Source organism: Qipengyuania pacifica, assembly GCF_019857205.1.
Taxonomy (GTDB): domain Bacteria; phylum Pseudomonadota; class Alphaproteobacteria; order Sphingomonadales; family Sphingomonadaceae; genus Qipengyuania; species Qipengyuania pacifica.
This window is the reverse complement of record NZ_JAHWXO010000009.1, coordinates 98,848-119,226: the sequence shown is the minus strand read 5'-3', so window position 1 is coordinate 119,226 and position 20,379 is coordinate 98,848. Positions and strand designations below refer to the sequence as shown.

The 20,379-nt window shown below is 59.0% G+C and carries 15 protein-coding genes; 7 read left to right on the top strand and 8 right to left on the bottom strand.

Annotated elements, in window-relative coordinates; genetic code table 11:
* Nucleotides 1–74 precede the first annotated feature (74 nt).
* Nucleotides 75–2,018 (top strand): asparagine synthase (glutamine-hydrolyzing), encoded by a 1,944-nt coding sequence (gene asnB, locus KYK83_RS14030; protein ID WP_222828725.1) that lies wholly within the window; start codon nucleotides 75–77, stop codon nucleotides 2,016–2,018.
* A 14-nt stretch (nucleotides 2,019–2,032) separates the two neighbouring features.
* On the opposite strand, the gene KYK83_RS14025 is transcribed toward asnB, so the two are convergent.
* Both KYK83_RS14025 and KYK83_RS14020 read right to left on the bottom strand, forming a co-directional pair.
* Nucleotides 2,033–3,388, bottom strand: coding sequence for a lipopolysaccharide biosynthesis protein (locus tag KYK83_RS14025; protein WP_222828724.1), 1,356 nt, complete (start codon nucleotides 3,386–3,388; stop codon nucleotides 2,033–2,035).
* Entirely contained in the window at nucleotides 3,385–4,749 is a 1,365-nt protein-coding gene (locus KYK83_RS14020) for an O-antigen ligase family protein (RefSeq protein WP_222828723.1), read from the bottom strand. The genes KYK83_RS14025 and KYK83_RS14020 overlap by 4 nt, the downstream gene beginning before the upstream one ends.
* 248 nt (nucleotides 4,750–4,997) lie before the next feature.
* On the opposite strand from KYK83_RS14020, the gene KYK83_RS14015 reads away from it, so the two are divergent.
* The gene (locus tag KYK83_RS14015; RefSeq protein ID WP_222828722.1) at nucleotides 4,998–6,383 is read left to right on the top strand and encodes a pectate lyase family protein; all 1,386 of its coding nucleotides are present in this window, start codon (nucleotides 4,998–5,000) and stop codon (nucleotides 6,381–6,383) included.
* A gap of 28 nt (nucleotides 6,384–6,411) precedes the next feature.
* The gene (locus tag KYK83_RS14010; RefSeq protein ID WP_222828721.1) at nucleotides 6,412–7,596 is read left to right on the top strand and encodes a glycosyltransferase; all 1,185 of its coding nucleotides are present in this window, start codon (nucleotides 6,412–6,414) and stop codon (nucleotides 7,594–7,596) included.
* On the opposite strand, the gene KYK83_RS14005 is transcribed toward KYK83_RS14010, so the two are convergent.
* The 6 genes from KYK83_RS14005 to KYK83_RS13980 form a co-directional block, all read right to left on the bottom strand.
* Nucleotides 7,568–8,431, bottom strand: coding sequence for a class I SAM-dependent methyltransferase (locus KYK83_RS14005; protein ID WP_222828719.1), 864 nt, complete (start codon nucleotides 8,429–8,431; stop codon nucleotides 7,568–7,570). The genes KYK83_RS14010 and KYK83_RS14005 overlap by 29 nt on opposite strands.
* A gap of 132 nt (nucleotides 8,432–8,563) precedes the next feature.
* Nucleotides 8,564–9,757, bottom strand: coding sequence for a glycosyltransferase family 4 protein (locus KYK83_RS14000; protein ID WP_222828718.1), 1,194 nt, complete (start codon nucleotides 9,755–9,757; stop codon nucleotides 8,564–8,566).
* Between the two features lie 236 nt (nucleotides 9,758–9,993).
* Nucleotides 9,994–11,652, bottom strand: coding sequence for a hypothetical protein (locus KYK83_RS13995; RefSeq protein ID WP_222828716.1), 1,659 nt, complete (start codon nucleotides 11,650–11,652; stop codon nucleotides 9,994–9,996).
* A gap of 226 nt (nucleotides 11,653–11,878) precedes the next feature.
* Complete coding sequence (locus KYK83_RS13990) at nucleotides 11,879–12,568, bottom strand: PIG-L deacetylase family protein (RefSeq protein WP_222828715.1); 690 nt, start codon at nucleotides 12,566–12,568, stop codon at nucleotides 11,879–11,881.
* Nucleotides 12,569–12,570: 2 nt separating this feature from the next.
* Entirely contained in the window at nucleotides 12,571–13,428 is an 858-nt protein-coding gene (locus KYK83_RS13985) for a methionyl-tRNA formyltransferase (protein WP_248284476.1), read from the bottom strand.
* A 60-nt stretch (nucleotides 13,429–13,488) separates the two neighbouring features.
* A complete protein-coding gene (locus tag KYK83_RS13980; RefSeq protein WP_222828712.1) occupies nucleotides 13,489–14,706 on the bottom strand; it encodes a glycosyltransferase family 4 protein in 1,218 nt (405 codons plus the stop codon).
* A 390-nt stretch (nucleotides 14,707–15,096) separates the two neighbouring features.
* On the opposite strand from KYK83_RS13980, the gene KYK83_RS13975 reads away from it, so the two are divergent.
* From KYK83_RS13975 to KYK83_RS13960, 4 genes are all read left to right on the top strand, one after another.
* Nucleotides 15,097–17,178, top strand: a complete 2,082-nt coding sequence (locus tag KYK83_RS13975) for a polysaccharide biosynthesis protein (protein WP_248284475.1) — start codon at nucleotides 15,097–15,099, stop codon at nucleotides 17,176–17,178.
* A complete protein-coding gene (locus KYK83_RS13970; protein ID WP_222828710.1) occupies nucleotides 17,168–18,370 on the top strand; it encodes a DegT/DnrJ/EryC1/StrS family aminotransferase in 1,203 nt (400 codons plus the stop codon). Before KYK83_RS13975 ends, KYK83_RS13970 begins: the two co-directional genes overlap by 11 nt.
* Before the next feature lie 156 nt (nucleotides 18,371–18,526).
* On the top strand, nucleotides 18,527–19,105 hold the full coding sequence (locus KYK83_RS13965) for a polysaccharide biosynthesis/export family protein (protein ID WP_248284474.1): 579 nt from the start codon (nucleotides 18,527–18,529) through the stop codon (nucleotides 19,103–19,105).
* A complete protein-coding gene (locus KYK83_RS13960; RefSeq protein WP_222828708.1) occupies nucleotides 19,105–20,337 on the top strand; it encodes an outer membrane beta-barrel protein in 1,233 nt (410 codons plus the stop codon). The genes KYK83_RS13965 and KYK83_RS13960 overlap by 1 nt, the downstream gene beginning before the upstream one ends.
* Nucleotides 20,338–20,379 lie beyond the last annotated feature (42 nt).

Here is a 20,379-nt window from a genome sequence, read left to right as displayed (position 1 = left end):
CTTGTTCCAATTTCTCCCCTATCAATACCCATTTTTGCACTCGCAACGTAGATACGCGCACCTAAGCTAGCGGTATGTGCGGAATTGCTGGCTTTCTGGATTTTGATCGTCAGCGATGTGCTGATCCTCTCCGCCTGCTCGACAGCATGAGGGATACCCTGACGCACCGTGGACCGGACGCCGGTGGCTCCGCACTGGAAGCGGAAGGTCGGATTGGACTGGGGCATCGCCGCCTTGCGATCATAGATCTATCGCAAACCGGTGCGCAGCCGATGGAATCGGCGTCCGGTCGCCATGTCATCGTTTTCAATGGCGAAATTTACAATTTTCAGTCCGTACGAAACGAACTGACCGCGCTCGGTGTGGATTTCCGAGGAACATCCGACACGGAGGTTCTACTCGAGGCGATCGAGCATTTCGGTCTTGCGGGGGCGCTCGGGCGGGCCAACGGTATGTTCGCGTTGGCTGTCTACGACCGAAAGAAGCGGCAACTGGCCTTTGCGCGCGATCGCTTGGGAAAGAAGCCGCTTTATATCGGCATCAGTGGCAGCACACTTGCTTTCGGATCGGAATTGAAGGCACTCCGCTGCCATCCGAAATTCAGCCATTTGCAAATCGATCCACGCGCCGCAGCGCAATATATGCGGCTGGGTTATGTGCCAGCGCCATTGTCGATTTACCGCCATGTCGGAAAGTTACCGGCTGCGAGCTATCTCGTTTTCTCGATCGATGGGAAGGCGCCTGATCCGGAGGCGATTCACGAGGAAGCAGTCCAGTACTGGAGCATGTACGACGCTTCGCAAGAAGGGGCGGAAGCTCGGTTCGGAGATGAGGCCGAGGCTTTGACTGCGCTCGAAGATCAACTGGGCGCGGCGGTTGAAAGGCGCTTGGTCTCAGACGTCCCCGTCGGCGCCTTCCTCTCTGGCGGGGTGGATTCCAGTCTTGTATGCGCCGTCATGCAGGAACAGCTCGGTGGTCGCGCAAAGACCTTTACGGTCGGCTTTGCGGAAAGCGAATTCGACGAGACAGCCGATGCGGCAGAACTTGCCGCGTATATCGGATCGCATCACACCGAACTGCCTGTTGACCCTGATGCGGCGCTCGGCGCTGTTGGTGAGCTGCAGGAAATTTTCGACGAACCATTTGCCGATCCTTCCCAGATCCCGTCCTTGCTGATCTCGCGCCTGATCCGGTCCGAGGTCACGGTCGCAATTTCCGGTGATGGTGGTGATGAATTCTTCGGCGGCTATAAACGTTACTCGCGAATGCTTGCGATGGAGCGGCTGGCAAAGCGGTTGCCAAACGCAGCGTGGCAGGCGTTTGACAAAGCTCCGTTGTGGCTCGTCGATGCCGGTTCCAAAGCGGCCCGGCGGCTCACCTCCGCAGGTCACGCGGAAGAACTGAGCGGTGACCGGATGAAGAAAATACTCGCGGTTGTCGGTCAGCACGACTTCCGCCATCGCTACGAACAATTCAACTCGCAATGGACGGGGGAGGGAGCGGCAAGTTCCAGCCCTTTGACGACAAGCCCTCTGCCTCCAGGGCTCGGCCAGTTGGAACAGATGATGTATCTGGACGCGATCTGTTACCTGCCGGATGATGTTCTGGTGAAGGTGGATCGCGCGTCGATGGCGGCAAGCCTGGAGGTTCGCGCGCCGCTATTGGATTATGAGCTCATTTCGACCGCATGGAGAATGCCTGCAAGCCTGCGGATGCAAAATGGCGAGATCGGGAAAATGGCATTGCGAAAGCTGCTTGCGCGGCGCGTGCCGGAACACATGATCAACCGGCCGAAACGCGGCTTCGGGGTGCCTCTCAACGAATGGCTACGAGGTCCACTTCGCAACTTGGCCGACGAACATCTGGCCGCTGCCAAGGTGGATCAGGTAGGTTATTTCGACAGCGATGAGGTAAGCAAGCTGTGGACTGAACATCGTTCGGGCCGGCGCAACTGGGGCTTCCATCTTTGGAACTGCATCTGTTTCAGCATGTGGCATGGCCGTTGGATGAAGCACTAGGCATATTCGATAGCTCAGGAGGCTTCCGGCGCAACCTGTGAAGCGGAAGCCCGCCTCAGGCTTCTCCACATTGCGACATCCAGCATGATCGCATTGACTGCACCGAACCCGATATGCGCAAAGCTTGCGCCAATCGCACCGTAAGCCGGAATTGTATTGATGGCGATGGCAAGGAACACAGCCGTCGAACATGCCGACGCGCCAAGTGCATATTGCGGGCGGTTCATGGCCAGTAAGGCCGACCGGGATGGGGCCGAATGCATGATGAGAAACACCGCGAACAACTGGGCGACCAGGATTGCATAGGCGGGCGTAAACGCAGACCCGAATGCCAGTCCGATAATCGGTTTGCCGACCACTATTGTAACTAGGATCACGCCGCCCAGGATCACAGCAAGCAGTCCTTGAACGCCGACAACCGTCCGGCGGAAGCTTTCGGTGATTTTTCCGGCCCACATTCGTGCAAGATCCGGATAGACAACCATCTGTATCATCTCGCCAGAGCTCATGGCGACTTTCGCCATTCGCTTTGCGATGTGGTAGAAACCGGCCGCTTCCGTGCTGTCAGTCAGCGCACCGACGATCAGCGTATCTGCTTCATGGGTAATCGTGCGCAAAGCGCTCGATGCGTTCGTGGTAAAGGCAAAGCCCAGAAAACCGGGGAAGTCCTTGTGCAGATTACCCATGCGCGCACGAAACGGGGATGGAGTGCCTTGCTGGGCGAGCTGGCGAAACCCGATGAAGTTGTAAATCAGGGCATCGACCACTTGGCAAATGGTCCAAACCCAGACGAACGTCATCAGTCCGCTTCCCATCCAATAGAAAATTGCCGCTAGAAGCAGGCGCAGCAAGCCAGCCAGAAAGACGATATACGCCATTGTCCGGAACATGCCTGCCATGCGCAGGACGGCCGATGACATGCCGCGCAGGTTCAAGGCGATCGCGATCGCATAAATCGCCACCAACGGAACCATTTCCGGAGGAAAGTCGAAAAACGATGTCAGAATGAAGCCTGCAAGGACGGTTAGCAATGCGGCCACCGCCGCTCCGACCGCGTCGAGAAGCAGGCCGAAGAGATACAGGCGCGACATTCTTTCCGGGTCGGACGCGCCTTCTTCTGTAGCGGCGTACCGAACGAGCGGTTGCCAGGATTCAAAACGCACAACCCTTTCGCACACGCGCCCGACGGCCAATGTCAGTGCGAGTACGCCGAAGGCCTCCGGTCCCAGCGCGCGTGTGGCAAATGCGATGCTTCCGATCATGACCAGAGCATTGCCGAGATTTCCGGTCAGCAGATGGAGCACGCTTTTCACACGTGATCGCAAGACCGACTTTTCCGAAGTGCCGGGCATAGCAACACGCTTGTTCATGAAGGCGATCCCCAGGTCGCGCTGTCATCGGATTTCTGGACTGGCGCCGGGCTTGCCTGAAGCTCGTCGCGATGCCGTGGCCGAGCGCGCGGAATTTCAACGCGCGTGCAAGTCAGTATGGCGAGGAATACCGGAGCGACCCACAGCCGCGCGTACATGTGCGGAACGGTCAGCGTGAATAGCGTGAAGATCAGCAGGACTCCCACGCAGATGATCCCGCGGCGCGGATCGACCGACATGTTGGTCAAGGCACGGAACCACAGTATCGCAAGCAGTCCCAGGAAGCCGATCAGTCCCGATAACCCGCCCTCGGTCAACAGCAGCAGAGGAAAGACGTGGACTGGCGCCTGATGGATGCTGACGACCCTGAAGCTGTCTACGCCGAGCCCCAAGAACAGCGTATCGCCGGACATGCGCCAAGCCTCCTTTGCCAGTTCCATGCGTCCGGCAAAGGTGCCCGCCTCCTGGAGCCCGCCTCCCGCAAGTGCTCCATAGACGCGCTGTTCGAACGGCGCAGGTAAGGGGAAACCGCTGGCGAAATACGCCGCACCGAGCCCCACCAACGTCATCAATGCGAGGATCGCCCATTGCGGCGATCGAATGATCATTACCAGCGATACCGCGCTCAGGCATATGACAAAGCCGCCGAAACTTGCCGAGGCGATGATACCCCACAACAGGAACACGCCGCACACTAGCGCGAGCAGCCGGTTCATGAGGCCCCGATCGATCGCATAAAGCAGCAGTACCAACGCGAAGCCGGCCATGGCGCAATTGTTGTTGGCGTTCCCCGAAAACGCCCCCAGCCGCCCCATGCCGGTGATGAAATTGTTTCCGAATATTGGCGCGGTATCGGCGTAGTCGAAGAAGATATTGGCGATGTTGCCGAACGCTTGCGAAAACGTGACGCCGAGGATGTAGAACACCACACAGTGCTGCAGCGTCTTTTGATCGAAACTGGCGAACATCATCGGCAGCAGCAGGTACGCGAAACTGTATTGCAGTGCGACGACGAGCCATCGCATCACCTCACCGTTGACGACGGTGCTGACGAACAGGCTCCCCAACATCAGGATCAATGCAAAGATCCAGGCCGGCGAAAACCCCTCCATGGGCGTCAGGTTGAAGCGCGATGTGGCCACCAGACCCAGGATGACGACCAGAAACGCGCCGTCGGAGATCGTGAAGTTCAGGTCTCCCGGCCGCGCGATCTGCCAGGATACGGAGAAGATGCCGACAAGCAGGAACCCGTACAGAACGCCTGAAATCGAGAGCGGGGCCCCCTGCCGGGACCTCCTTTCGGCCGCGCGTCTGGTCGCGGCCGGCGCGTCGAGGCGCGCATCTTCGAAGACAGTGCTCATCACACCGAAATGTACTGTATCGCTTTTCCGCAGCCAAAGACGGGTTTGGCTATCGCCGCGGCTCTCTAGCGCCTCGGACCGGCAATTTTGGGTCGATGCCTACGCCCTATGGGGGAGTGCCCCTCGGCGGCAGCGAAACTTCGCCGACGCGCTATCCGGGTGAGCGATGGACACTCGCCCCGGCGGACTGCAGCGTCTGCCCTCGGCTAACCACTTTTGCGGGCGAGGTCTCAGGCTCAGTAATCATCATGCGACCGGGATGGACACTCTGTGCGAAACTGTCGGGGCTGGCCTTCGCGGCGAGCCTGGCCTCCTGCGCGGATTCCGCCGAAAGCGGCACTCAGCCGGACGCGGAACAGGAGGTCTGGCAAAAGCCCGACGTCCCCGCCTTCCCGGGCGCCGAAGGCTATGGCGCACGGAGCAAGGGCGGCCGCGGCGGGCGGATCATTCGGGTGACGACACTGGCCGATTCCGGGCCGGGCAGCCTGCGCGATTGCATCGAAACTCTGGGGCCGAGGGTCTGCGTCTTTCGCGTCTCGGGCCTGATCCGTTTCACCGGCGCTCCGCCTCGCATCCGCCATCCCTTCATAACCATCGCTGGCGAGAGCGCGCCGGGCGAAGGCATTACCCTGGCGCATGGCGGCGGCAGCGTTGGGCGCACGCCCCTTGTGATCAAGAACACGAATGATGTGATCGTGCGCCATCTGCGCATTCGCAACGACCGGGTCGGCGATGAGCGCGGAAGCGAAGATGGCATAACCATTGAGAATAGCTCCCACGTGATCATCGATCATGTCAGCGCATCATGGGCGCGTGATGAACTGGTGAACGGATTTGGTAACAACAACTTCATTACCATAAGCAATTCGCTGTTTTCCTGGGGCATTCCCAAGCACGACAAATGCGCCTTGCTCGCTTCCGATCCGGAAAGGCCACAGCATTTCAGCTTCCTGGGCAATTTGTGCGCCCATAATGGCGATCGCAATCCCGACATCAACTTCCCGCCGCTCTCCTGCGTCGAGGTCGTCAACAACGTGTTCTACAACGCCCAGTCTGAATTCGCCGAGGTCTGGGAATCCTATGGCGGCACGCCCGTGGCGATTGTCGGAAACACCTTCATCGCCGGCCCCGACACGAAATCCAACGCGATCGGCATCGTGCGACAAAGGATCGCCAGCACCGGGCCCGCGCGCGTGTTCGTTGCCGACAACGACTTCATCGGGAAATTCCTGCTGAAGGATCACGATCTGGCGGAGATCACGCTGGACCGGCCGGACTGTCCATTGACCGTCGCCCCTGCTTCGCCGCAAGCCGCCTATGCCCGCGTTCTGGCTATGGCCGGCGCATTCCCGCGCGACGCGCTCGACCGGCAGGTCGTCGGCGAGGTGGAGCGGCGCGAGGGGGCGATCGTCCATTCACCGGGAACGATACCGGCAATCCCGGCGTCTCGCGCGCCTGCCGATACGGACAGGGATGGTATGCCGGATGACTGGGAAGACGCTCACGGTTCAAATCCGGACCTGCCCGATGCCTGGAAAGATGCGAACGGGAATGGCCTGGCGAATATCGAGGAATGGCTCGAGGAACGCCATCAGCAGCTGACGGGCGGCGTCCGGTCATCGAGCACCTCCTGATGCTCGTCCGAATGCGAAATTGGCAACCATGAAAGTTCTGCACGTCATCACCGGGCTCAATGTCGGCGGGGCGGAGAACATGCTTGCCAAGTTGATAGAACAGGGCGGGGCGGACCAGGCTGAAGTCCTCTCCCTCCTTCCGCCCGGGCCGATTGCCGAACGTATTACCGCGCGGGGTGTCCCGGTGCATTCGCTCGGAATGCGGCGCGGCATGGCGGGTCCAAAAGCAATGCTCCGCGTGCGGCGACTGGTCGATCGAATTCGCCCCGACCTGATCCATGGCTGGATGTATCACGGAAATCTCGTCGCGAGTTATGCGCGTTTCGGGCTCGGGCGTAGAGTGCCTCTGGTCTGGAACGTCAGGCATTCCATTCCGGATCTTGCGAAGGAATCCTTCAAGACGAGGGCAATCTTAAGGCTGGGCGCAATTATCTCGGCAGGGCCCGAAGCGATCGTGTACAACGCACATGTGTCCCGCTCTCAGCATCAGGCTGTCGGCTATTCTTCCGGTCGATCCGTCGTGATTGGCAACGGCTTCGATACGGCCCGCTTCGCGCCAAATCTGTCTGCGCGCGATGCGGCCCGGGCAGCATTCGGGTTCGCTCCGGGTGTTTTGCGGGTCGCATGTGTTGCAAGGCTGCATCCGATGAAAGATCACGCGCGTCTGGTGCGCGCGATCGGCCGGGTGCGAAGCACGGGATGCGATGTGCATCTCGTCATGGTCGGTCACGGACTGGCCGATCCGCCTCGCGATCTTCAACAGGCGATCGAGGCCAATATTCCGTCCGATCGGATAACCGTTTGCGGCGCGCGCCTCGACGTGGCCGATTGGCTTCCGGGGATGGACCTTCTCGCCGTACCGTCTGCTTGGGGCGAGGCATTTCCGAATGTCATCGGCGAAGCACTCGCCTGCGGCGTGCCGGTGGTTGCCACCGATGTCGGGGACAGCGCGCGGATCGTGGGGGGGCAGGGCATCGTCGTGCCGCCCAATGACACGGCGGCGCTGGCCCAGGCCATACTGGCGTTTGCCGCACGCCCCGCTGCGGAACGTGCGGCCATGGGTCGGGCAGGGCGAGAGCGCGTGGTGAGAGATTACGCGCTCGAAAAGATCGGCGCTGCTTATGAGGAACTACATGCATCGTGCCTGGATATGGCGCTGTACGATGATCACTCGGGTGAGGCCGCTATTGCGCACCACCATAATGCGCGATGATCGCATCCGGACCGACAGCCTCGTCCGATTTCGTGCCCAGGAAATAAACTCCGCTGGCACCGTCGATGGCATAGTCGGCAGGGATGATCGCGTCGAAATAGACTGCCCAGAAAAACGCCAGCTTGGCGATCTTGCCGGCAGAGCGTGAGCGAAAGACGCTGCGCACGAAATAATCGACTGCCCACATCAACTGTCTTCCCGGCCCACCGGAAGATCCTGAATCGATCAGGGCAAATCGGCGGAACAGATAGCGGTGGCCGCTCTCGGTAAATCTCGTGAAGTCGTAAGCCCCTTCGTGGACCTGCTGCATGAAGGGGGTCTCGGCATAAACCAGCCCTCCGGGCTTCAGTACGCGCCGGATTTCGTCGGCCACTCGCTGCGGCTCCAGGACGTGTTCGAGCACAGCCTGCACCACGACCCCATCGAAGTAGCCATCGATGATCGGAATATCGTGCGCATCGGCGACGAACTGCACCTGCGGCGTCGAATAAATGTCGAACGCAAAAATTTTCACATCGGGATCGGCATATAGCGCCTTCATTCCCTGTCCCTCGCTTCCGCCACCGATCACGAGAACCCTGGGACAATCGGACCGGCGCTTGAGTTCGGAAATCAGGCGACAGACATTTCTGCGCGTCGATTTCTTTTCGGGCGACAGCAGGGATTTGATCAGTTTCGTGGCGAAGGAATATCGTGGCCGCGCGATCGCGCTTTCTGCATTCGTTGTTTCAAGATCTTCGCGGCGGATTACCGAATTCGCAAAATCGATGAGCACGGGTTTTTCACGGGCTACTGGAAAGTCGCAAGGCTCGCTTGCGTCGGCCGCGGTCCGCATGCTCACACGCCCGTTTTCGAATTTAAGGGCTTTTCCAGTCAGGGGACATCGGAGTGCACCGTCGAGATCTTCGATTGAAGCAAGCATGATGAGAATGCGCTCTAAAGCGGGGTAGTGCGCGAAGCGCGCCCGCTATTGAGACGAGAGGCTACTCCTGTCTGTTATGTTCACGGCAGGCTGCGCTTCCTTAGCCAGTTCTCGGTAGATCAGCGTCATCTGCTCGACGTGCCTTTCTCGCGAGAACCGCTTCTTCGCCATCGCTTGGGCACGGCGAACAAGGTCGGTGCAGAGCTCCGGAGAGCCAAGCAAATCCAGGACGGCCGTTGCCATCGCATGGGGATCGTCAGGTCGAACGATAATGCCGCAATCAGGGGTCAGGGCTTCCGCATTGCCCCCCGATTGCGTGGCCACAACGGGTGTGCCGACCAGCATGGCTTCTACCAGGGTGCGTCCAAGAGGTTCGTTCAACGCTGTCACAAGCAGCGCGTCGCAAGCCGCAATCCAGTCATGCCCCGGTTCTCGATAGCCCATCAGTCTGACCAATGACCCAGCGTGGCTCGACGCCAGCCGATCCTGCATCTCCGCGAAAAGTTCTGCGTCCTCCGGCTCGCCGAACATGACCCCCATGACCGGCCGATCGGCAATCTTTGCCAGCTCCTCTATGGCGTCGATGAACTTTATGGGGCGCTTGCGGATGATATATTGGCCGCAGTAGCAGCAGATGATCGTATCATCCGGGCAGCCCAGTTCGGCGACCAGACGCTTGCGCATGGCCGCGCGGTCGATGTTCAGATTGACGTCGAACGGGCTGTGGATCACGCGTGCCGTTTTCAACTTGCCCCAGCGCCGCGGAGGAAGCGAATATTCCGAAACCGCGACGATCTGGTCGGCAAGAACAGGGGCGACGAAACCCGTTCCGCGGGCATCCGGGTCGCCCCGGTGGTGCCACAGGACTTTCGCTCCCGCCAACTTTGCTGCCAGCGCCCAGCTCGCATGACTTCGACCATCGTTCGTATGGACTATATCGGCCTGCAATTCTTTCAGCAGGCGAGCGCGGCCCGCGATGCGAGGTACGGTGCGGAGAGTACTTCCTAGGCCGAACCTGCTGCCGACCGTAAATGGCTCCTCCAGAGCGCAGGGATCGATGACCTGCTCGAAATGGCTGAAATACTGCGCAATCCGGCCATCGGGAACTTCGACGATGACGATGATACGATAGAGGTGCTCGGAGAGCGCATCGAGGAGGCCGCGGAGGGAAATATGACTGCCTCCCAACCGATCACCGGCAAATGCGAGGCAGATGGTCGTTCTTCGCCGGGTAGCCATATCGCTAAGCTCGCTCCTCACCGGTTGCGCATTGGCCGACAGGGAAAAGGCAGGGTCACGAAACACGGCGTGACAGGGCCGATCGGCATCGAAAGGGCGCAGCATCTGAAAGCGGGACAGTCGGCGCTGGCGGCCGGAAACTCAAATTCTCTTAGGTATACCCTCCACCTGATTTGCCGCGGCTTGCCAATGTGGATCGCGCCTTGTGCCCACGACGGACATAGCTTTCCGCCCAATCACCGACCGCAGTTCGGTGCTGGCAGTTGCCGGGAACTGTTGAACAGGTTTTCGTAACGGACGTCGTCCTTTGCCAGCATGTTCAGATATTCCTCGATGTTGGGATAGCCGTCGCCGTCCGCATCCTCGTTTGCATCTGGACGGTTCGCATCTGTGTTTGCGTAACGGGCTTCCCATTCATCGGGCATGCCGTCATTGTCCCCGTCCGGCAGTGGATCGTATCCGGCCGTGATGCGAGCGAAGCCGCCGTAATCTGCAGGGTCTCCGCTCGTGAAGCCACCCTGAAAAAGGTAGGGTGCACGATCGCACGTCTGAAGATCTTCGATGTACAGCGCATCGACATTGTCCCGGCAACCGCCCCCTCGGCAGAGTATCGCCCCCGCCTGATCCAACACCGTACGCTGCGACGTTCGGGCATCGGTCAGCATCCAGGGGCGAAGGTAATTCTGGCTGATGCCGGGCGCGTAGGTCATGGCATCGACAAACATGCCCGAATTGATCGTCGTTCCGGGATAGGCGCCGAACCCGCGTCGTGCCTCGTTACCCGATCGATAGATCGAGAAGCCGAACGATGCGATCGTCGCTCGGTTGAAGATGGCTGGAAAGAACGATTCCGGGCGGTCCTGTGAAAGGACACCCTCCATGTGGGTGTTGTTGATCCAGTTGAGGTAGACGCTCCCGAACTGGTTTGAAATCAGGCCGGGCTCGCTGATGAAATTGTAGACCGTGTTGCCAATGTAATCGACCTGCCCGGTGTTGCCTGTGGCTTCAGGCGTCGTACCCGCCGCGATATTGGCGCCGCGCTCGTCGCCGTGCTGCGAAAGGTTGTAAGCGATCGTGGCTCGGTTGACGGGCTTCATAAAGAAGGTCTTGCAGTGATAATTGCCTGGATCATGGCCAGCGTCGCGGCAAAGGTTCGGGCCGACCATGGAAAACTGCACCGTGCAATCGGTGCAAACCGCATCCAGACTTTCATCCGTGCCGAACATGGCGGTCACATGGTCGAGTATCTGCCGGCTGCTGCTGCCGATGCGGACGGAATCTCCATTGCTGCTCGGCGCATCGGTGTGATTGCCATAGCGGAACCTGATATGGCGAACGATCGCGTTGGTCTGGCTTCGCGTATAGAATAGTGGTGCGTCGACCAGTCCCTTGCCGCGAACGACCTCGATACCGTTCGGCGATGTCTGACCGGCGATGTAAATGCCATCCACGGTGATCCGCATTTCCGAATTCACCACGATTTGCCCGCTTACATCGAACACGCAGTAACGCGGGCGCCCTGCAGGAATTGCGTATGGGGAGGACACCGCCAGAGCGAGTGCGCATTCGCGCAATGTGATAAGGCCATCGTCGGGGTCTGCTGTGTCGGCGAGGCTATTGATCCGGTAAACGACCGCATTGGAGCCACGGGCACTAGCCTGTGCTCCAAATCCAATCGCGGTCGGGAAGGCGAGGGGGTGGCGACTTGCCTCGGGAATGGCCCCGTCGTCCGGGTTTGCGAAGGCGGAACCGGCACCGGTGCCCGGAGTGGGCGTAGGCGTTGGGCTCGGCGTCGGCGTCGGTGAGGGCGCTGGTGACGCAGTCGGTGTCGGGGTCGGCGGAGCGCTGTCGCCGGAACCACAGGCCGTCAGCAGCAACAAAGCCGCAGGGCTCAAGACCTTCCTGGCAATTATGCTTCTGGTTCTGCTGAACGAGTAAATTTTGGATATGCGGGCCATCGTCTCGTCACCTGAAATGGACTTCGAGTCTGCGGCCCTCTTGGCATGTCTCCATACACGCGTTCTCGCGGCGGGTATCTATCCGAGGCTGCGGTCATGCGGATGAATTGGACGGGATGTGCAGGGAAAGCGCCGGGATGTGACACATTCTCCCATCAGTGCATCATGCTCGAAGGATTGACCGCACATGCATGAAAGCCTCCGCCGCCGGCAAGTAGACGGTAGAGCCGCGCACCTTTGCCAGGGCACGCAATGTCTCCGGGCTGCGCTCATCAGGAAAAGCGCGGCACTGGCTTTTGAACGCAGCAAAGGCATCCAGCTTTCGGTCGAGCGTTGCCGAGATGTCGATAAATACGTTCGGAACGAACGCCGGTGTAATGGGCGCGGCGTACCAGTTGGTTTCACTCACCGTTTCGTAACAGAGTATCTGGCTGGGTGCCTTCGCATGCCGCGGCCGCGCGGCCACCATCGCCGCCAAGAAGGTCAATTGATGGTCCAGGTGAATGTCTCCGACGAATGGCAACAACAGGGTATCGGGCTGTAGGGTTTCGACCAACTCGGCAAACGGGGCGTTGCAGTCCCGCGCCGAGAGAGTGTCCATCTCGGCAGCCGGAAGATCGAGCAGCCGCGTGTCGATCACCCCCAGAATGGCGTGCGCTCGCCGCATCTCCGCATGTACTTGCTGAACTTGCTGTGCGGGAAAAGCCGGTGACCGGCCCGTTGTGGCCACTGCGATAGTAACGTCGCCACCTTCATCTGCCAGCCGCGCGAGGGTACCTCCACACCCCAGAATCTCGTCATCGGGATGGGGGGCGATTACCAGCACCCGGCCAAATCGCTCGGCAAGCGTCATTGTCACAAATTTCCCAGGATTGAATGCAGCCTCGGCCTTTTGTTCGCCCCCGATTCCCAATCCTCAACCCGGAGCAGTCCGTCGCCTGTCATGACCGTAAAGTGCTCTTCAGTTTGATCGACAATCTGGCCCACGGTTGCGTGAAAACGGCCAGCATCATGTAAAACCGTACTGCGCCACACGGTCAGTCGCTCTCCCCGATCATATGTAAATGCGCCAGGATAGGGCTTCCCGACGGCACGTATCAATCGCTCGATGTCAGCTGCAGCAGCGCGCCAGTCTATCAAGCCATCGGCCGGTGTCCGTTTTGCTGCATAGGTCGCGTATTGCTCATCCTGCTGCAAACGAGGCGCAGTGCCTGCGGCAAGGAGTTTCAACGACCTTTCTAGCATTACCGCGAGCGCTGCTTGGTGCCTGGCATAGAGCGATTCCGCAGTCTCATTCGGCGCCACGTGGAAGAACTGCTGGTCAATCAAATCGCCATTATCGACATCGTCACCGAGCCACATGAGAGAACCCGCGGTAATCGGTTCGTTCAGGAGAATCGTCCACGGCAGTGCAGCGCGGCCGCGCAGACGTGGCAGAGGAGAGGGGTGATATCCGATTATCTTGCCGGGCTTGAGGTTCATAAATTCCTCACGGCAAATTTGAGACCAACCAATTACAAAGATGAAGTCCGCACCGGATTGCGCAATTGCATCGAGGCAATCGACACCGTTCGAATTGATCGTTCGGAAAATTCTTGCGCCTGCCGTACTGGCGATGTCGTTGAGATCAACGAAATCCGAATGTCTGCCAGCCGCCTCAAGTTCGAGAGTGACAATCAACTCGAGCGACCAGTCTGCCGAGCGAGCGATCATTTCGGCCGCCAACGCAGTACTGCCAACGCATCCCACAAGAGCCGCCTTTAACATCGCTCATCAGGCCCCACTGCTCGCAGCTATCTGATGGGGAGGAATCTTGCTGGTACTGGGGCGCCTCTCCTGCGGATGTACACCGCTGCTGTTTATCAGGCCCATTTCACCGAGCAGCTGCAAATTGACTTTGTCCACGTCGTAAACGTCCCGCGCCAACGCAAGGGATGCCTTGCCCATCAAATTAGCGCGTTCGGGCTCCGCAGTGAAACGCATCATGGCCATCGCCAGGTCGTTTTCGTCCCGCGGGCGGACAAGATAGCCGTTGATGCCGTCCACGACCGCATCGCGACATCCGGGCAAATCGGTGGTTATCACCGCACGCGCGCTGGCGAGGGCTTCCAAGATAGTGCGGGGCAGGCCTTCGCGATAATAAGATGGCAATACGAATACAGAACATGCTGCGAGATATGGTCGCACATCGTCGGTACCGGGTACAAAATCGACCTCGTACTCTGCCGCCAGTCTCTCGCTTTCGGCGCGCGATATGCCCGACGGATTTTCATCTTCGCAGCGGCCTACAATCTGAAATTCGCAATGTGGAAAGTTCCTGCGAACAAGCCGCGAAGCTTCAAGAAATTCGACGATACCCTTGTTCCGCATCAGCCGTCCGATCATCAGAAAACGTGTCGGCAGGACGACAGGAGCGCAGGGTGGAAACCGCGCCAGCGAAACACCTGATCCGGGAACCTGGATCACCTTCTGATGATGGCTAATAATTCCAAGCGCGATCATATCCTTCCGATCGTCGGCATTAAAGACGAAGGTAGCCTGAGATTTCGCGATCGCTGCGCGATATAGCCGTATCACAGCAATCCGCAGCCAACTGGCGTAGCCGGCACCTTCGGTGAAAACCTGGCCCAGCCCGGACATCAGGGCGAAGAATTTCGCACGCGAACCAACAAGGTGGGCGAGGCGAGTGGCAAGGCCGCCGTAGATTATCGGCTTCTGGGTGTAGGCCAAGACGATGTCAGGCTGTTCGCGTCGTATCAGGCGAAAGTAGTCTAATGCCAAGACGAGGTCTGACACGGGGTTGGTTCCTGTACGCTGCATCGGGGTCACCACGAACTCGACGCCCATATCGGTCAATTTGTTCTGAGTGACGAGGTCGCGATCCGGGGCGCAGGCTATAACCGTGTGGCCATTGTCGATCATGGCTTTGAGCAGGTCGCCACGAAAATTCACGAGCGAGTACGCGAGGCTCGAGAGAACGATAATCTTCATCGGAACGCGACTGCAGTGGATCGCAGCCATACTTTACTGCAATATCCACCTTGGTGCCGATAGACCGACAAACGGTATTTGTTTCGACAAAACACGATCGCGGTATGCGGTCGATTGCAAAGACCGACAACCGGACAAACGGCGATTACCCTTTCGATATGTTCCGTTGGCGCATTTGGAAAAGCCCGCTGCGCTGTGGACAGTGCCGGTTAGCCAAATTGTCGCTCGGCTATCTGGTCGGGCGTTTCTGATCGGCCTGCGACTACTCCGGCTATTGCCTGCTTGCACATGCCGCACCTTCTGTCGGGGCGGGTATCGTGTGGCACGCCATCATGATGTGCTGTTCGCCACAGGGCCGCAACATCTGGGCAAAGAAGCGAGCCGAAGTCGATGAACAAGCCTGAGAGGATCATGCAAAGCGACGGTGAGCTGGCAGCCGGAAAGGGCGTCAGCGCCCTGTTTGGCGGAAAGGTGAAACTGCGCCGCGTGCTGCGTGACATAGCGGTGATCGGCATCGATTTTGCGATCGTTGCAACAACGCTCAACGCGGCGCTTCACGTGGCGCACGTTCGTCCGTTTCCTCCATTTTCCAACAACGCCTCTTTCGCTCTGAGCTTCGCATTCGTCGCAACAGCGGTCTTCGCGCTTGCGGGCCTGTACAAACGTAGCTGGCGATACGTGAATTTCACGCAATCAGGCTTTCTCGTCGCGGTAATACTAGGCGGGACATCCCTGGCGTGGCTCATCGCATCGGTTTTTCCGCAAGCTCGAGCAGAGGCTTCCTCGCTAATTGAGGTTGCAGTGGTCCATTGGGCTTTCGCGATACTCGGGCTGCTTAGTGTGAGGATGCTGCGGCGAGGCGAGCGCCAATTTTCAGAGCGGCGAAAGTCGGCAAGCCGCGTGGGCCCAAAAGCTGCAGTCCGGAAGAAAGCAATCCTCGTCGGGTCTTGGCAGTGGGCACGCGTATCGATCGATCTGGCAAAAACCGATCATGGTTCGTCTGTTGAAATCCAAGGTGTCCTGCTGCCGCGCCAGGAAGATTCGCTTGTCCGTGGATGTGGAGTTCCGATCCTGGGCAGCCAGCATGACATTGCCAGCGTGCTGCGACGGCTCGAGTTCGAAGAAAAGCTGCCCGACCATGTCATCGTCTGCGATGACGGGACCTTCCTCAGCAATCGCGATGTCACCCGCATCATACACGCTTGCCGGGAGCGTGGCGTAGAAGTCTGCCGTATAAGGGATCCCTGGGCGCAGCTGTTGCAGCACTCGTCAGACCCCAATGGTCAGCGCCTCCCGGTTGAGGAACTGCTCGGCAGGAGCGAATACAAACTGGATAGCCAGACGGTGCTGCGCCAGATCGCGGGTCGAAGCATTCTCGTCACTGGGGCAGGTGGCACCATAGGGTCAGAGCTGTGTCGGCAGATCGCACAGATCAGGCCAGGGACGTTGGTTCTGGTCGATTCGAGCGAATACAATCTCTATCAAATCGAGATGAGCCTGCGAGAGCTCTACCCCGATCTCAATATAGTGTCCGAGATCGCCTCGATCTGCGATGCACCCGCAATCAACCGGGTTTTTGCAACCTACCGACCTTCCATCGTATATCACGCTGCCGCGCTCAAGCATGTGCCGATCGTGGAAGTGAACCCCTGCGCCGGCGCGATGACCAACATCATCGGTACTCGCATCGTGTCCAACGCCGTCTGTGAATACGGTGCGCGGGCGATGGTTCAGGTTTCGACCGACAAGGCTGTCAACCCGATCGGGTTGATGGGCGCAACGAAGCGTGTTGGTGAACTTTATTGTCAGGCTCTCGACATGTGTGGTGTCGACGACACCAAGGCACCCCGCTTCATGACGGTCCGCTTCGGCAATGTGCTCGGTTCCAGTGGCTCTATCGTGCCGCTGTTCGAGCGACAATTACGCGAGGGGAGGCCCCTGACGGTCACTCACCCGGACATCGAGCGATTTTTCATGACCGTGCGCGAAGCGGTGCAATTGATTCTGCAGAGTAGTTCGAGTGCCCTGGAAACCGAGACACAGCGAGGATCGATCTTCGTCCTCGATATGGGCAATCCGGTCCGGATCGTCGATCTCGCTCGACGCATGATCACGCTCTACGGTCTCGAGCCGGACGAGGACGTTCCCATTGAGTTCGTTGGATTGCGACCCGGCGAGAAGCTTTATGAAGAGCTGTTCGACATCTGCGAGGAGCAAATCGAATCCGGCATCGAAGGGATCTTCGAGGCACGCTCTCGCCCGATCCCCCTGCCGTTCATTACCATGGCCATCAATCGCATTGCCGAGCTTGCGGTAGGCGGGGAAGATGAGGGGATCGTGCGGCTGGTCCATGGTCTTGCGCGCTATCCCGCCAAGGGCAATCACAAGGATCTTCTGGACTATTCATCTGCGGCAGAACTGGTGACCAAGTTCGAGAGCGCGAGCTTAACGGAGACAGCGAATGACCGCTGAGGCCGTGTCCATGAACGCTCGACCGCAAATCGGTGTCCAGTCGGCCTGGCCCAGGTTTGAAGCAGACGAACGCGAAGCTGCGCTGAAGGTTCTTACCTCGGGAAAGGTCAACGCGCTCGTTCACGGGGGCGAGTGCGATGCCTTCGCTGCTGAATTTGCGGAATTTCTCGGTGTTCAGCACGCGATCTGCATGGCGAACGGCACGGTTACCTTGGAAATCGCTCTGCGTGCGCTCGGAATTGGTGCCGGTGACGAGGTGATAGTGCCGGCACGCAGTTTCTTTGCGACAGCGAGTTGCGTTGCGGCGGTCGGGGCGATGCCGGTATTCGCTGACGTCCTAACACCGTCTCAGAATATCGATCCAGCCTCGGTTGAACGAATGATCACCTCGCGGACAAAGGCCGTGATCTGCGTGCATCTGGCAGGATGGCCATGCGATATGTACGCGCTTGCCGATCTCTGCGACCGGCATGAGCTGTTCCTGATTGAGGACTGTGCCCAGGCGCATGGGGCAGAAATCGACGGACGCAAGGTAGGCACATTCGGCGATGCGGCGTCCTTCTCCTTCTGCACCGACAAAATCATGTCGACCGGAGGGGAGGGCGGACTTCTGGTGATGGGCGATCACACTGCGCACGAGCGCGCCTGGTCATTGAAGGATCATGGCAAGAATCCGCACAAACTATCCGACGGGCAAGGGGCTCCCGGTCAATTCCGTTATGTCCACGACAGTTTGGGGACCAATGCCCGGATGACAGAAATGCAGGCTGCGATCGGCCGTGTGCAATTACGCAAGCTCCCCGATTGGTTGGCAGTTCGCAGCGCCAACGCAGGCTATCTGTCAAATGCACTGGCGAACCACCCATTGGTCGAGACCCCCGAACCGCCCGCCGGCGTGACACATGCCTGGTACAAATATTATTTGATGATCCGGCCGGAAGTGTCCGATCCAGCCGCACGGCGGGGCCAAATCATTGCGGATCTTATGGCAAGCGGGATTCCTTGTGGTTCGGGATCCTGCCCTGACATGAGCCAGGAACTGGCCCTGAAGCCATTTGGATGTTCCCGCGATGGCGAACTGGCTTCCGCCCACGCGCTTGGAGAGCGTACGCTTGCACTTCAGGTGGATCACACACTTGATCAGAACGACATGAAGAGCATCGCGGATGCGGTTTTGCGGATTTCCCTATGAGGCAGGTGACACTCTTCGGACCCCCGCTGCGAAATCAGAAGAGCGAGGCCAATCTGCTCCTGAGGCGATCAGGCAGCAGCGCCAGGTCCGACCGGCGATACTCTTCCATTCGTCCGAATTTATCATCGAACACCGTAATGATCGGGGAGCCGTGACATGATGCAACGATCGAAAGAACTCGTACTGACAATGACCTTCTTGGCAGCATTTGCGCTGCTCGGTGCGTGTTCGTCCCCTTTGGGGAGCCTGCCGCCGGTATCCGCCGCTTCGGCGTCCGAGTATAGGCTCCAGCCTGGCGACGAACTCCTTGTGACGATCCAGGATGTTGCGCAAGCAGACCGGTCCTACATCATCGACAGCAGCGGCACGATTTCTCTTCCACTGCTGCAAGAGGTGAAAGTTGCTGGGCTCAGCGTGCGGGAGGTCGAAAACCGCATCGCTGAGGGGTTCCGGGCGCGGGAACTCCTGAAGAACCCGATCATCTCGGTGCAACCGGGGGCGCTGCGTCCCTTCTACGTGATCGGCGAGGTGAACTCGCCCGGCGAAATCAATTATCGGCAGGGTATGACCGTACTCTCGGCAATTTCGGCGGCCGGTGGCTACACCTATCGCGCGCAAGAGGGCCAGGTCGAAGTCGTCCGCACCGTAAATGGTCAGGAGGTTCGCTCCAAAGCGAGTGAGGATACTTTAATTCAGCCTGGCGATCGTATCAGGGTCTATGAACGGTGGTTCTGATGCGAAATGGCAGGTTCTGGGTTACCCTGACGGCAGCGTGCGCAGTCTCGGGCATCGCTAGCCCTGTCAGCGCCCAGGAGATCGGTTCGACGGCCCCGGCGATCCTTGCGAAGGATCCCGAATATCGCCAGTCGCCAATCCGCGTCGGCCCTTTCACCCTTAAGGCCGGTACCGAGGCTGATGGTGAATACAATAGCAACGTGTTTGCGGAACCGGTCGCTGCTCGGAGTGACTTTATCGCGCGAATTCGGCCTTACGCTGAGATCGAACATGCTGCTGGCTCCTTCACCACGTCTCTTTCGGGGAAGTTGGACGCTCGTCGTTATGCCGATTTCACCAGCGAGAATGCCGAGGCATATAATGCGACACTGACAACCCGGTTTAGCCCGAGAGAAGGTGAAGCACTTTTCCTGACCGGATCGATCGACCGCGCAATCGAAGATCGCGGCGACCCCGAAGCGAGAAGGGTACAGGGTATCGGCCCGCGTATCTATCGCATTGCAGGCGGTAGTGCGGGATACACGCGGCAAGGCTCGCGCTTTCTGATCGAGGCGGTAGGAGACGCACGAAATGTCAACGCACTCGATCCCATCGACGATGATCGCGACTACTCAAGCTACTCTGCCAGACTGACGGTGGGGTATCGCCCTGGCGGGCCGTTCTACTTCACCGGCACGGGATATTATAACCGGCTGAATTTCCGCCTGCCCGAGGCTGTTACGAACGTCGACCGTGACGTATCGACCATTGGCGGTATGGTTGGGATCCGATTTGCTGATGGTGGCCTGATCAGCGGCGGTGTCAGTGCAGGTGTTTTTCGCCTTAAAGCCGACGATGACTTACGCCCCGACCGGACCGGCTTTTCGATGCAGGGCCTTTTGACCTATCGGCCGCGAGAGCGAACTGCACTTAATCTCAATCTGTTCAGCGGCGACGTCGCATCATTTCGAGCAGGTGGCTCGACGCGCAACGAAACGAGAATCGGTTTGTCGGTCGATCAGGAGATTCGCCATAACCTTCTTGGATCAGCCGAGATTGGTTGGGAGCGAACGAAGTTCGTTGGTTCAAATGTCAGGCAGGATCGCGTTCGCGTTGGCGGCGGCCTGGAATATCTCGTTAACCGTCGGCTGTCGGTGTTTGGAAGGGCAAGCTACGGGACCCGCAGCGGTGACGATCCGCTCGATGAGTACAATCGGTTTCAAGCGGGGGTGGGCGTGAGAGTTCGTTTGTAAGATCGAACGAAGGTCTTGGCGTTATTTCGTACGCGCAAAGCT

Bases quoted from the DNA above. Each gene is read 5' to 3' on its own strand.
- KYK83_RS14000 (WP_222828718.1), bottom strand. From the start codon at position 9,757: ATGGCTACCCGGCGAAGAACGACCATCTGCCTCGCATTTGCCGGTGAT.
- KYK83_RS14015 (WP_222828722.1), top strand. From the start codon at position 4,998: ATGCGACCGGGATGGACACTCTGTGCGAAACTGTCGGGGCTGGCCTTC.
- KYK83_RS14010 (WP_222828721.1), top strand. From the start codon at position 6,412: ATGAAAGTTCTGCACGTCATCACCGGGCTCAATGTCGGCGGGGCGGAG.
- KYK83_RS13980 (WP_222828712.1), bottom strand. From the start codon at position 14,706: ATGAAGATTATCGTTCTCTCGAGCCTCGCGTACTCGCTCGTGAATTTT.
- asnB (WP_222828725.1), top strand. From the start codon at position 75: ATGTGCGGAATTGCTGGCTTTCTGGATTTTGATCGTCAGCGATGTGCT.
- KYK83_RS14020 (WP_222828723.1), bottom strand. From the start codon at position 4,749: ATGAGCACTGTCTTCGAAGATGCGCGCCTCGACGCGCCGGCCGCGACC.
- KYK83_RS14025 (WP_222828724.1), bottom strand. From the start codon at position 3,388: ATGAACAAGCGTGTTGCTATGCCCGGCACTTCGGAAAAGTCGGTCTTG.
- KYK83_RS13965 (WP_248284474.1), top strand. From the start codon at position 18,527: ATGATGCAACGATCGAAAGAACTCGTACTGACAATGACCTTCTTGGCA.
- KYK83_RS13970 (WP_222828710.1), top strand. From the start codon at position 17,168: ATGACCGCTGAGGCCGTGTCCATGAACGCTCGACCGCAAATCGGTGTC.
- KYK83_RS13975 (WP_248284475.1), top strand. From the start codon at position 15,097: ATGAACAAGCCTGAGAGGATCATGCAAAGCGACGGTGAGCTGGCAGCC.
- KYK83_RS14005 (WP_222828719.1), bottom strand. From the start codon at position 8,431: ATGCGGACCGCGGCCGACGCAAGCGAGCCTTGCGACTTTCCAGTAGCC.
- KYK83_RS13990 (WP_222828715.1), bottom strand. From the start codon at position 12,568: ATGACGCTTGCCGAGCGATTTGGCCGGGTGCTGGTAATCGCCCCCCAT.
- KYK83_RS13985 (WP_248284476.1), bottom strand. From the start codon at position 13,428: ATGATCGCTCGCTCGGCAGACTGGTCGCTCGAGTTGATTGTCACTCTC.
- KYK83_RS13960 (WP_222828708.1), top strand. From the start codon at position 19,105: ATGCGAAATGGCAGGTTCTGGGTTACCCTGACGGCAGCGTGCGCAGTC.